General features: G+C 32.6%; 10 protein-coding genes. 9 read left to right on the plus strand and 1 reads right to left on the minus strand.

What is annotated here, in order from left to right:
- Positions 1-167 precede the first annotated feature (167 nt).
- From KHA90_RS04575 to KHA90_RS25810, 3 genes are all read left to right on the plus strand, one after another.
- Positions 168-4,412 carry an RCC1 domain-containing protein gene (locus KHA90_RS04575; protein WP_213295898.1) on the plus strand — a complete coding sequence of 1,415 codons (4,245 nt, stop codon included), beginning with the start codon at positions 168-170 and terminating at the stop codon, positions 4,410-4,412.
- Positions 4,413-4,578: 166 nt separating this feature from the next.
- Positions 4,579-6,372, plus strand: coding sequence for a carbohydrate binding domain-containing protein (locus tag KHA90_RS04580; protein ID WP_213295900.1), 1,794 nt, complete (start codon positions 4,579-4,581; stop codon positions 6,370-6,372).
- The gene (locus KHA90_RS25810) at positions 6,365-6,484 is read left to right on the plus strand and encodes a T9SS type A sorting domain-containing protein (RefSeq protein ID WP_213295901.1); all 120 of its coding nucleotides are present in this window, start codon (positions 6,365-6,367) and stop codon (positions 6,482-6,484) included. Before KHA90_RS04580 ends, KHA90_RS25810 begins: the two co-directional genes overlap by 8 nt.
- A gap of 75 nt (positions 6,485-6,559) precedes the next feature.
- On the opposite strand, the gene KHA90_RS04590 is transcribed toward KHA90_RS25810, so the two are convergent.
- On the minus strand, positions 6,560-7,417 hold the full coding sequence (locus tag KHA90_RS04590; protein WP_213295902.1) for an MBL fold metallo-hydrolase: 858 nt from the start codon (positions 7,415-7,417) through the stop codon (positions 6,560-6,562).
- Positions 7,418-7,828: 411 nt separating this feature from the next.
- Between KHA90_RS04590 and KHA90_RS04595 the strand changes: the two genes are divergently transcribed.
- The 6 genes from KHA90_RS04595 to sufD all read left to right on the plus strand — a co-directional run bounded on the left by KHA90_RS04595 (position 7,829) and on the right by sufD (position 12,779).
- Positions 7,829-8,158 carry a HesB/IscA family protein gene (locus KHA90_RS04595; protein ID WP_213295904.1) on the plus strand — a complete coding sequence of 110 codons (330 nt, stop codon included), beginning with the start codon at positions 7,829-7,831 and terminating at the stop codon, positions 8,156-8,158.
- Between the two features lie 70 nt (positions 8,159-8,228).
- Positions 8,229-9,677, plus strand: coding sequence for a Fe-S cluster assembly protein SufB (gene sufB, locus KHA90_RS04600; protein WP_213295906.1), 1,449 nt, complete (start codon positions 8,229-8,231; stop codon positions 9,675-9,677).
- A gap of 7 nt (positions 9,678-9,684) precedes the next feature.
- Entirely contained in the window at positions 9,685-10,173 is a 489-nt protein-coding gene (locus KHA90_RS04605; protein ID WP_213295908.1) for a flavodoxin family protein, read from the plus strand.
- Between the two features lie 14 nt (positions 10,174-10,187).
- Complete coding sequence (sufC, locus tag KHA90_RS04610; RefSeq protein ID WP_132032515.1) at positions 10,188-10,934, plus strand: Fe-S cluster assembly ATPase SufC; 747 nt, start codon at positions 10,188-10,190, stop codon at positions 10,932-10,934.
- A gap of 41 nt (positions 10,935-10,975) precedes the next feature.
- Entirely contained in the window at positions 10,976-11,344 is a 369-nt protein-coding gene (locus KHA90_RS04615) for a four helix bundle protein (protein ID WP_213295909.1), read from the plus strand.
- A 118-nt stretch (positions 11,345-11,462) separates the two neighbouring features.
- Entirely contained in the window at positions 11,463-12,779 is a 1,317-nt protein-coding gene (gene sufD / locus KHA90_RS04620) for a Fe-S cluster assembly protein SufD (protein WP_213295911.1), read from the plus strand.
- The last annotated feature ends 203 nt before the right edge of the window (positions 12,780-12,982 follow it).

Below are 12,982 nucleotides of genomic sequence, written 5' to 3' on the forward strand. Positions count from 1 at the left end.
TCTTATTTGTATACTTGTACTGCCTAAAATCAAAGTGTAATTTAGTAATACAAAACGACTTACAGTGCTTTTATTTCTAAAGCAAGTTCGACGATTTTAGCTTTTAAAACGTTCAGAATAAAATTTTAAATTACGATACTATTTACTAACCCAGAACTTTCCCTAATATGAGAAAAACTTTACTCTTACTTTTAATATTTTCATGTTTACAAATAAATGCCCAATGCTGGAAAACTATTGTTCCGGGTAATAACCACAATATTGCACTAAAACCAGATGGAACCTTATGGGGATGGGGGAACAACACAAATGGACAAATAGGTGATGGCACTACTACAAGCAGAAATATTCCCGTAAACATAGGCACAGCGAATGATTGGAAATTAATAACTGCAGGATGGGGACATACCGTTGCACTAAAAACAGATGGTTCTTTATGGGCTTGGGGATATGGTATTTTAGGACAAATAGGTAATGGCGCAGGCGCAGTTAAAGGATACAATCCTGTACAACAAGTAGGAACAGCCAAAGACTGGCAGACTATAGCAGCAGGACCTCATTATACAATTGCAATAAAAACAGATGGAACTTTATGGGCTTGGGGATATAATGAATTTGGACAATTAGGTGATGGCACTACTGTGGATAAAAACACTCCAGTACAAGTAGGATCCGATAAAGATTGGGAGAGTATAGCAGCAGGATCTAATCATACTATTGCAATAAAAAAAGATGGAACTTTATGGACCTGGGGAGAAAATAAAAATGGAAAGCTGGGAGATGGGACAACAGTAAATAAAATTGTTCCAACACAAATAGGAACTGCGACTAATTGGAAAGCAGTAGCCGCAGGATTAAATCATACTGCTGCAATAAAAACAGATGGAACGTTATGGTGCTGGGGATTCAATGGAAATGGATCACTGGGAGACGGTACAAATACTGATAAAATGGTACCTACACAAATAGGAACGGAAACTAACTGGAAAACTATTGCGGTTGGATGGGATAATACAGTTGCAATAAAAACAGATGGCTCCTTATGGTCCTGGGGATACAATGCCAATGGAAAACTAGGCATTGGTTCTACCGCTAACACTTTTATTCCAACACAGGTGGGAACGGCTAAAGACTGGTTAATGGGTGTGAGTGGTTATAACCACGAAGCTGGCTTAAAAACAGATGGCACTATATGGACATGGGGGCTAAACAACGCCAATCAATTAGGAGATGGTACGAGTGTTAGTAAAAATGTACCGATAACAATTGGGTGCCCAGGTTCGATTGTAATAACAACAGATCAAACCGATATAACTTGTTTTGGCGCTAATAATGGCTCAGCTTCGGTAACGTCAGTTGTAGGCGGAACTGCTCCTTATACTTATCTTTGGTCTAACGGAAAAACAACTTCTTCACTTACCGGATTGACCGCCGGACAGTATTCTTGTGCTGTAACAGATGCTGCTTTATTATCAACTATGAAAACGTTTACTATTATTCAGCCAACACAACTTAATGTAATAGTAACAAATACAAATGCTACATGTAACAGTAATAATGGAAGTCTGGCCATTATAGCAAATGGCGGAACACAACCATATCAATATGCAATTACACCAAATTTTATTTACCAAAGCTCAAATGTATTTGCAGGTTTATCACCAGGAAATTATATTGTAAACGTAAAAGATAGCAAAGGATGTATCTTTACCTCAAATACTGTCATTGTAACCACAAATAATACACCACCGCCAACTGGAAATGCGCAGACATTTAACAACACTGCTACTGTTGCAGATTTAAAAGCTACAGGAAGTAATCTTAAATGGTTTTATTCCCCTACAGAAGGAAATCCTTTAGCCTTTTCAACTGTATTGCAAACCGGCACATATTATGTTTCACAAACTATTAACGGATGCGAAAGTATAAGATTATCTGTTGATGTAACAATTGGACCTCCTTTAGGAAATGGGCAAATACCAACAAATGGTTTGGTAGCTTATTATCCTTTTAATGGAAATGCAAATGATCTAAGCGGAAATGGCGCGAATGGAACTGTTACAGCCGCTACGCTAACATCAGACAGATTTGGAAACAGTAATACCGCCTATAGTTTTGATGGCGTAAACAGTTATATTGATGCTGTTATACCAAATATTCCTAAAAATAATTCTTCAAGAACAATTTCGGGTTGGTTTAAAACAAATGATGCTTTTACTGTTCCAAATAAAAATGAAGTCTCAATTTTTAACTACGGGACTTTAGCTAAATTGCAAAGACTTTCACTTTCTATTTATAGTAAAGGTTATCTTGAACCAATAACCGGTGCTGGTTTTTCCAGCGACGACTTTTATATCAACAACTTTGATTACTCAAACAATGATTGGTACTTCTTTACGCTTACCTATGATGGATCTAAGCTTTCGATATTTGTAAATGGTAAATATGTAGATCAAAAAGCCGTGAATTTAAATACTATTGGCAATATCTTTAGAATTGGACAAAGAATTTCCGGAGATAGCGTGAAGGAAGGCTTTAAAGGAACAATAGATGATATTGCTATTTGGAATCGCGTATTGACTGCAGAAGAAATTTCAGCTTTATATACGCCTGCAAAACCTGAAATTCCTTATACTTTAATTCCTGATGCCAATTTTGAGAAAAAATTAATTGAATTAGGTATTGACTCAGGTGCTGCTGATGGTAAAGTACTTACCAGTAATATATCAACTATAACTTCTTTGGACGTCTCTAATAGTAATATTTCAAATTTATCAGGTATTGAAGATTTTGTTTCGCTGACCAAATTGGATTGCGGAACCAATAAACTTTTGACTCTTAATGTTTCAAATAACAAACTTTTGACAGATCTAAACTGCAGATACAATAATCTAAGCGTTTTGGATTTGTCAGCAAATTTAAAATTAACTGCATTAGATTGTATTTATAATCAAATAACATCGCTTGATGTAACCAAAATGCTGAATCTTGGATCATTATTATGTACTGCTAATCAACTGACCTCTTTAGATGTAACTAATAATTTGGCTTTGTATTGGTTTGGTTGTAATGGCAATAAACTGATAACTTTGGATGTTTCCAAAAACAAACTTCTGCAATATTTAGACTGCGGATTCAATCAACTGACAGCTCTTGATGTTTCTAATAATACAGCTTTGTTTTATTTAAATTGTTATTACAATAAACTAACTGCTTTAGATATTTCTATGCTTACAGAATTGACTGATTTAGCATGTTCAGACAGTAAATTAAGCAAACTGGATGTTTCTAAGAATACTAAACTAAAGTCTTTATTATGTGAAAAGATGACTTTTACAACTCTCGATATTTCTAATAATACAGCACTTAAAGAATTGTATTGCGGAAATGGAAAGCTTACCACTTTAAATGTTTCTAAGAATAAAGCACTTACCATTTTACAATGTTTTAATAATCAACTAAGCGATTTAAACATTAAGAATGGGACAAATACACTGCTTACCACTGTGAATTTTATACAAAACCCAGATCTAATTTGTATTCAAGTAGATGATGTAACATTTGCCAACACCAACTGGGCTACTAAAAAAGACACTCTTGCAAACTTCAATACTAATTGTTTAATCGACTTTGTATTATTACCCGACCCTAATTTCGAGCAAAAACTAATCGATTTAGGCATTGATACTGATGGTCTGAATGGAAAAATAACTACTGCAAATATAACTGCAATTACGTCTTTAGACCTTTCTAACAGCAACATTCAAAATTTAACCGGAATTGAATATTTCACTGCATTAACCTTTTTAGATTGCAGCGATAATCAATTGAAAACTTTAGATGTGAGTAAGAATCTGGCTTTAGAAACATTAAATGCTTCTTCAAACCAAATCACTACGTTAGATTTCTCTAAGAACACTAAACTAAAAATTGTTTATATAACCAATAATCCATTAATATCAGTAAACCTTCAAAATGGTAATAATAGAAATTTTGTTTTACCATCTTCAACAGATAAAAAAACTGCCGCTTTATATACAAGCTTTTTAGGACTTACAACTCTAAGCTGTATTAAAGTAGATGATCCTGCTTATTCTAATGCAAATTGGTCTAAAATTAAAGAACCAACAACCATTTATTCTGCAACTTGTTCTACGTTAGGTATCGACGATTCTGTTTTTAACAAAGCAGTATTGTCGCCAAACCCAACAAAAGGTGAAGTAAACATTAACAATATCGCTTTAGAAAAAGCAACTGTTTACAACTCATTAGGGCAATTGGTAAGAACATTTAAGCTTAATTCAGCTAATACCGATAATACAATAAACTTATCCGGTTTACCTAAAGGAGTTTATTATGTATATTTAATTAATCAGGATACGGCTTCTGCCAAGAAAGTTATAGTTGAATAATTAGAATTTTATTAAACTAAAAATCCCATTTTCAATAAAATGAAAATGGGATTTTTTTATGATTTTCTCAGTCTTAAATTTAAATAAGCAATTACGTCTTACCGTAAAAAAAAGCCAACTACAAATTGTATACTTGCATCGCATTTATTAATTATAAAACTAATCTATGAAAACAAAACTACTCTTACTGCTTTTATTAGCAAATTTTTCTATTTATTCCCAAACCAATTTAGTCCCGAATGGAGATTTCGAAGACTGGTCTTCATCTTCTCAACCAGATAACTGGTTTCGTTTTTTTAGTGGTTTTGTTTCTCAAAGTGCAATAGCTCAAAATGGATCTTCAAGTACTAAACTGAAAATTACCGGATCAACAAACTTTATAAATAGTAATACTTTTGCTGTACAGGCAAACAAAACCTATCGCGTTACTATGTATCATCGAGTTGCTTCAGGAACACTTTCTTCGGTTGAATTAAGTTTGTATCATCAACCCAATACTTTTAAAGAAAAATTTACTCAAATTAGTGATATAACTTTTTCCAGCTCTCAATGGAAAAAATTAGAGTTGGTCTATACATCAACAGTTGCTGAAAACATTGAGGTTGATATATGGGCGACAGGAATTACTGGTTCTGATATTTTGCTGGATAATGTTTCTGTCGTTGATATCAACGAACCTGTTGCGCAATACACTTTGATTCCTGATGTTAATTTTGAAAATAAATTGATCAGTTTGGGGATTGACTCTGGCTTAACAGATGGAAAAGTGTTGACCGCAAATATCGCCTCAAAAACTAATTTAGATGTTTCTAATAGTTTAATTTCAAACTTAACAGGAATTGAAGCATTTAAAGAATTAGAAAATCTATATGTAATTAAAAATCAAATAGCAACTTTAGACCTTTCTCAAAATACAAAATTGCTTACACTAAACGTTAGTGAAAACCAATTAACAACATTAGATGTATCTCAAAATAAAGAATTATTGAGTTTGATCGCAAACGAAAATAGCTTAACAAATTTAGATATTTCAAATAATATAAAATTAACCAGTTTATTTGTAACAGGAAATCAGTTAACTTCTTTAAATACATCGCAGAATACAGGTCTTTTACACCTTGCTTGTGATTCTAATGAGTTAACAAATATAGATGTTCAAAATAACACTCTTTTAGTTGGTTTATATTGCCAAAAAAATTTCTTAAACACTTTAGATCTATCATTTAATACCGTTTTAACAGATCTTTTTTGCCAAAATAATTCTTTGAACAGTATTGATTTACCAAACGCTATCACTCTTCAAAATATCCACTGTCAGAATAACAAGCTAACAAGTTTAGACGTTACAAAAAACATAAAATTGAATGGTTTATTTTGTTATAACAATCAAATTACAAGTTTAGATGTTAAAAAAAATGTGAATTTAATTGGATTATATTGTCATGCTAATCAAATAACAAATCTGGATATATCTAATAATGTATTACTATATGATTTTATGTGTAATGATAATAAACTAAAATCAATTAATGTATTAAATAATTCCCAATTAGAATTGTTTGATTGCGGAAACAATCAATTAACAAGTCTTGATATTTCTAATAATTCAAAACTGTATGAATTGAATTGTGATACTAACCAATTAATATATTTAAATTTAAAAAATGGAAATAATATTAATATTGATTTAGAATACACTAATTTCTCTAATAACCCTAACTTAACTTGTATTTTAGTTGATGACGCTACCTATTCAGATACAAATTGGAGTAATCTGAAAGATGCCACTGCTTTATTTTCAACAAATTGTTCCACACTAGGCATCGAAGATGCTGTTTTTAATAAAGCCGTACTATATCCAAACCCAACAAAAGGTGAAGTAAGCATTAACAATATCTCTTTAGAAAAAGCAACTGTTTACAATTCATTAGGGGAAATTGGTAAAAACATTTATGCTTAATTCAACTAATAGCAATAACACAATAAACTTATCCGGTTTACCAAAAGGAGTTTATTATATATACTTAATTAATCAGGATGCGGCTTCGGCCAAGAAAGTTATTGTTGAATAATTATAAATTTTATTAAACTAAAAATCCCATTTTCAATAAAATGAAAATGGGATTTTTTTATGATTTAGATATTTTCTAAAGTACTTCTTCGCAAGTAAAAACCTCTTTTAATCGGACGCCTTTTTCCGTCTGTTCTACCGTTATAATTTGATTGTGCGCATCATGTTCTAAAAACAAATAGTAATTATTATCTGCTGCCGCGTTTAGAAATTTTGACTTTTCCGGCATGGTTAATAATGGTCGCGTGTCATAACCCATAACATATGGTAACGGAATATGTCCTGCTGTTGCCAATAAATCGGCACAAAAAACGATGGTTTTATCCTGGTATTGAATATGCGGAATCATCTGTTTTTCGGTATGACCATCAACATAATAAATACCAAAATTCATTTCTTCAGAAAATCCAAAATCAGATTCCGGACGTTTTATAAAATGCAATTGCCCACTTTCCTGCATTGGCAGAATATTTTCTGATAAAAAAGACGCTTTCTCACGAGGATTAGGTTTTGTTGCCCATTCCCAATGATTTTCATTTGTCCAAAATTTAGCATTTTTAAAAGCTGGCTCATAAAAAGTTTTATCAGAGTTCCACTGGACACTTCCTCCACAATGGTCAAAATGTAAATGAGTCATAAAAACATCCGTAATATCATCGCGGTGAAAACCAAATTTCGCTAATGATTTATCTATCGAATGCGATCCCCAAAGGGAATAATAACCAAAGAACTTCTCAGATTGTTTATCTCCCATTCCGGTATCTATCAAAATCAGGCGGTTTCCATCTTCAATAAGTAAACAGCGTGCTGCAATATCAATTAGGTTATTGTCATCTGCAGGATTAGTTTTGTTCCAGATTGTTTTGGGCACAACACCAAACATCGCTCCACCATCTAACTTAAAATTTCCGGATTCTATTGGGTATAATTTCATGAGAATAAATTTTCTAATATGGAAACAAAGCTAGGAAATCCAATCTCCTTATGCTAAAAATTTGCCTTTAAAACTTCTACTAAATTATGAAGATTATGTGATGATTGATAATATTTATTATCCGGACATCGTAAAGTCTAATTTCCAAAATGCAAACTATTATTTTAAAACTGAAACAAAGTACTTTTTATTTAATTAAAAACTTCAACCAGGACATCTCCATTTATTAAATAACTATTATCTATTTTAACATTTGTTATAATAATGTGAAGCGTTATGGAAAAAGGTTTTTAAGTCGTATATTTGCAGATAATTTTATTTGAATATTGAAAGACAGCATTTTAAATGTAATAATTGAATTACGTTTTTAAAAGCAAATTCAAATAAAAGCAAAAACAAATACCATAAACAATGATAAAAGTTTCTGATACAGCCAAAAAGAAAATCATCGACTTGATGAAAGATGATGGTTTTGATGCCGCTATCGACTACGTAAGAGTAGGCGTGAAAAGTGGCGGATGCTCTGGTTTGTCTTATGATTTAAAATTTGACAAAGCCAAAGGCGACGACGATAAAATATTTGTAGACAACGACATAACAATTGCAGTTGAAAAAAAATCATTTCTATATTTAGCAGGAACAATACTTGAGTTCTCAGGCGGATTAAACGGAAAAGGTTTTGTATTTAACAATCCAAATGCAAGCAGAACTTGCGGTTGCGGAGAATCATTTTCGCTATAAATAAAAGTCTAAAAGCAAAATTAAACGCTTAAGAAACCCAAATTTCTTAAGCGTTTTAAAAAACTGAAAAATGTCAAAATATACTGAAGACGATTTAAAAATCGAACTCGAAACTAAAGAATACGAATACGGATTTTATACTGATATAGAATCGGAAACGTTTCCTATTGGCTTAAACGAAGATATCGTAAGAGCTATTTCTCTTAAAAAAGAAGAACCTCAATGGATGACCGACTGGCGTATTGAGGCTTTTCGTGCTTGGAAAGAAATGATTGAACCAGAATGGGCAAATGTTCATTATGTAAAACCGGATTTTCAGGCAATTTCCTATTATTCAGCTCCAAAACAAGTAGATCCAAGTAAAACTTTGGATGATGTAGATCCTGAACTTCTTGAAATGTACAAAAAGTTAGGTATCTCTGTCGATGAACAAAAAATGATGAACAATGTCGCTATGGATATTGTTGTCGATTCTGTTTCTGTGGCAACTACTTTCAAAAAAACATTGGGAGAAAAAGGAATTATTTTCTGTCCAATTTCCGAAGCGATAAAAGAACATCCTGAATTAGTTCGTAAATATTTAGGAAGCGTTGTACCTCAAAAAGACAATTTCTACGCAGCATTAAACTCCGCAGTTTTCTCTGACGGAAGTTTCTGTTATATTCCAAAAGGCGTTCGTTGCCCAATGGAACTTTCAACTTATTTCAGAATCAATCAGGCAGGAACAGGACAATTCGAAAGAACGCTTGTTATTGCAGATGCAGGAAGTTACGTTTCATACCTTGAAGGTTGTACAGCTCCAAGTCGTGATGAAAATCAATTGCACGCTGCTGTTGTTGAATTAATCGCTTTGGATGATGCCGAAATTAAATATTCTACCGTTCAAAACTGGTTTCCTGGAAACAAAGAAGGAAAAGGTGGGGTTTATAACTTCGTAACCAAAAGAGGTTTATGCGAAACAAACGCTAAAATTTCATGGACACAAGTAGAAACTGGTTCTGCTGTAACCTGGAAATATCCTTCTTGTATCTTAAAAGGAGATAATTCGGTAGGAGAATTTTACTCTATCGCCGTTACCAATAATTACCAACAAGCAGATACAGGAACTAAAATGATCCATTTAGGTAAAAATACTAAATCGACCATTATTTCTAAAGGTATTTCGGCTGGTAAATCACAAAATAGTTACCGTGGATTAGTGCAAATTAGCCCTAGAGCTGATAATGCAAGGAACTTTTCTCAATGTGATTCTCTTTTAATGGGAAATAATTGCGGAGCACATACTTTCCCTTATATCGAAAGTAAAAATCCATCGGCTAAAATAGAGCACGAAGCAACTACAAGTAAAATTGGAGAAGATCAGGTTTTTTATTGTAACCAAAGAGGTATCCCGACTGAAAAAGCGATTGCCTTAATTGTAAACGGTTTCAGTAAAGATGTATTGAACAAATTACCAATGGAATTTGCTGTTGAAGCTCAAAAATTATTAGAGATTTCTTTAGAAGGATCTGTAGGTTAATTGCAAAATGGAAAACAAAAAAGTAATCATTTTAGGTTCATCCAGAAAAAACGGAAACACAACCAGAATTGTGGATGAAATTTCTAAAGAAACCGGAATTGACGTAATTGATTTGAGTGATTATAACATTTCTTATTATGATTACGAAAGCAAAAATAGAGAAGATGATTTTTTCCCTTTAATAAAAGGAATAATTGAAAATTACGACACTTTAATTTTTGCGACGCCCATATATTGGTATAATATGAGTGGAATAATGAAGGTTTTCTTTGATCGTATTTCTGATTTAATTCGAATTGAAAAAGAAACTGGACGAAAACTTAGAGGAAAGAAAATTGGCGTGATATCAAATTCACACGATAATGAAATCGAAGAAAGTTTTTATATTCCGTTCAAAAAAACAGCCGATTATTTAGGTATGGAATATTTAGGTCACGCGCATTTTAATGCTAATATCCTAAACCAAACAACAAAAATAGAATTGACATTTATATAAAATAAAAAAAAACAATGTTATCAATAAAAAACCTTCACGCCTCAATTGGTGATAAAGAAATCCTGAAAGGAATTAATATAGAAGTTAAAGCTGGCGAAGTACACGCTATCATGGGACCAAACGGTTCTGGAAAAAGTACACTTTCGGCTGTTATTGCCGGAAACGAAAACTACGAAGTTACTGATGGAGCTGTTTTCCTTGACGGAGAAGATCTTGCTGATTTAGCTCCGGAAGAAAGAGCACACAAAGGAGTTTTTCTTTCTTTTCAATATCCTGTAGAAATTCCAGGAGTTAGCGTTACTAACTTCATGAAAACTGCAATCAACGAAACTCGTAAAGCAAACGGTCAAGCCGAAATGCCAGCGAACGAAATGCTAAAAGTAATTCGTGAGAAATCTGAATTATTAGAAATCGACCGTAAATTTTTATCACGTTCTTTAAACGAAGGTTTTTCCGGTGGTGAGAAAAAAAGAAATGAGATTTTTCAAATGGCAATGTTAGAACCAAAATTAGCCATCCTTGATGAAACCGATTCTGGTCTTGACATCGATGCTTTAAGAATTGTGGCTAACGGAGTGAACAAATTAAAAAGTGAGAAAAACGCAATTATCGTCATCACACACTACCAACGTTTGTTAGATTATATCGTTCCGGATTTCGTTCACGTTCTTTATAATGGAAGAATCGTAAAATCAGGCGGAAAAGAATTGGCTTACGAACTGGAAGAAAAAGGATACGACTGGATTAAAGCGGAGAATTAATACAGTCTGAAAGTCTAAAGTCATAAAGTCAAAAGTAGAGCATGAGTAAGTTTAATTCTTTCGAAGAAATTAATTCTTGGAAAAAATCGAGAATATTCAACAAAAGAATATATATAATTACTGAAAATCCTAATTTCAAAAAAGACTTTGATTTCGTTAGACAAATTAGACGAGCATCAATTTCTATATCATCAAATATAGCGGAAGGTTTTGAGAGAAATACAGACAAAGAGTTTATTTACTTTTTATATGTAGCAAAAGCATCAGCAGGAGAAGTTCGTTCTCAATTATATCTGGCATTTGATTTAGAATATATTATTAAAGAAGAATTTGAAATGCTTTTAGAATCGGTAACAGAAATATCGAAGTTACTAAGCGGTTTCATTAAATATTTGAGCCCAAAGCCATAAAATCGAAATCATTAAAGTTGCAGACTTTATGATTTAAATTTTTAACCTTTCGGCAAAACAGTCGACAATCCTGAGTCTTTCGACTTTCGACTTTCGACTTTAAGACTAAACAAGAACAATGGATTTAAAAGAAAAATTAGTATCGTCTTTTATGGCTTTTGAAGAGCGTGTCGATGTACATTCAGATTTACATGATATACGCACCAAAGCACTAAAAAACTTTGAAAATAAAGGTTTCCCAACCAAAAAAGAAGAAGCTTGGAAATATACATCACTTAATGCCATCTTAAAAAATGACTTTACGGTTTTTCCAAAGGCAGAGAATGCAATCGAATTTAATCATGTAAAAAAATACTTTTTACACGAAATCGACACATATAAATTAGTGTTTATCGATGGTGTTTTTAGTTCACATTTGTCTTCTACTACACATGACGGAATCGATGTTTGCTTGATGTCATCGGCATTGACCAAACCTAAATATAAAATGGTAATTGATACGTACTTCAATCAAATTGCAAGCAAAGACGAAAGTTTGACTACGTTGAATACTGCATTTGCTTCTGAAGGAGCTTTTATCAATATTCCGAAAAAGAAAGTAGCTGACAAACCTATCGAGATTATGTATTTCTCAACAGGAAACGAAGCTGCACTAATGGTTCAGCCAAGAAATTTAGTTATTGTGGGTGAAAATTCACATGTACAAATTATCGAACGTCACCAGAGTTTGAATGAAAACCCGGTTTTAACCAATTCGGTTACAGAAATTTTTGCTCAAAAACGTGCCATTATTGATTATTATAAAATTCAAAATGACAATAGCGAAGCGAACTTAGTTGACAACACTTATGTTTCTCAACAACAAGAAAGTCACGCTTCTGTACATACATTCTCATTTGGAGGAAACCTGACTCGTAACAACTTAAACTTTTATCATTATGGTGAAAGATTAACAAGTACGCTTAACGGAATTACAATTCTAAGTGACAAACAACACGTTGATCATTATACTTTGGTAAAACATTCAACGCCAAATTGTGAAAGTTTCCAGGATTATAAAGGAATTTTTTCTGATCGCTCAACAGGAGTTTTCAACGGAAAAGTTTTGGTTGAAAGAGAAGCTCAAAAAACAAATGCTTTCCAGAAAAGCAATAATATTTTATTGAGCGACAAAGCAACAATCAACGCAAAACCACAATTAGAAATTTTTGCTGATGATGTAAAATGTTCTCACGGTTGTACAATTGGGCAATTAGATGAAACTGCAATGTTCTACATGCAATCACGCGGAATTCCTAAAAAAGAAGCTAAAGCTTTATTGATGTACGCATTTTCAAATGCCGTTATCGAAAGCATTAAAATACCGGAATTAAAACAAAGAATCACTAAAATCATTGCCATGAAATTGGGTGTGAATTTAGGATTTGATTTGTAGAAAGAAGGCTAACCGCAAGGTGCGCTAAGATTACGCAAAGTTCGCAAGGTTTAATTACTAAACTTTGCGAACTTTGTACTTTTTACTTTGCCGTGCTTTGCAGTTAAATTATTAGCTTCTAATTTTCATTATTTAATACTTATAAAAGAACATCAATCTAAGTAATAAACAAAAAATTATTAAATGGATGGCCAATATTAACT

The sequence above is a fragment of the Flavobacterium psychroterrae genome, assembly GCF_018380615.1.
GTDB classification, from domain to species: Bacteria; Bacteroidota; Bacteroidia; order Flavobacteriales; family Flavobacteriaceae; genus Flavobacterium; species Flavobacterium psychroterrae.

Coding starts and splice junctions, on each gene's coding strand:
- KHA90_RS04595 (WP_213295904.1), top strand. CDS start 7,829: ATGATAAAAGTTTCTGATACAGCCAAAAAGAAAATCATCGACTTGATG.
- KHA90_RS04605 (WP_213295908.1), top strand. CDS start 9,685: ATGGAAAACAAAAAAGTAATCATTTTAGGTTCATCCAGAAAAAACGGA.
- KHA90_RS04580 (WP_213295900.1), top strand. CDS start 4,579: ATGAAAACAAAACTACTCTTACTGCTTTTATTAGCAAATTTTTCTATT.
- KHA90_RS25810 (WP_213295901.1), top strand. CDS start 6,365: ATGCTTAATTCAACTAATAGCAATAACACAATAAACTTATCCGGTTTA.
- sufC (WP_132032515.1), top strand. CDS start 10,188: ATGTTATCAATAAAAAACCTTCACGCCTCAATTGGTGATAAAGAAATC.
- KHA90_RS04615 (WP_213295909.1), top strand. CDS start 10,976: ATGAGTAAGTTTAATTCTTTCGAAGAAATTAATTCTTGGAAAAAATCG.
- sufD (WP_213295911.1), top strand. CDS start 11,463: ATGGATTTAAAAGAAAAATTAGTATCGTCTTTTATGGCTTTTGAAGAG.
- KHA90_RS04575 (WP_213295898.1), top strand. CDS start 168: ATGAGAAAAACTTTACTCTTACTTTTAATATTTTCATGTTTACAAATA.
- sufB (WP_213295906.1), top strand. CDS start 8,229: ATGTCAAAATATACTGAAGACGATTTAAAAATCGAACTCGAAACTAAA.
- KHA90_RS04590 (WP_213295902.1), bottom strand. CDS start 7,417: ATGAAATTATACCCAATAGAATCCGGAAATTTTAAGTTAGATGGTGGA.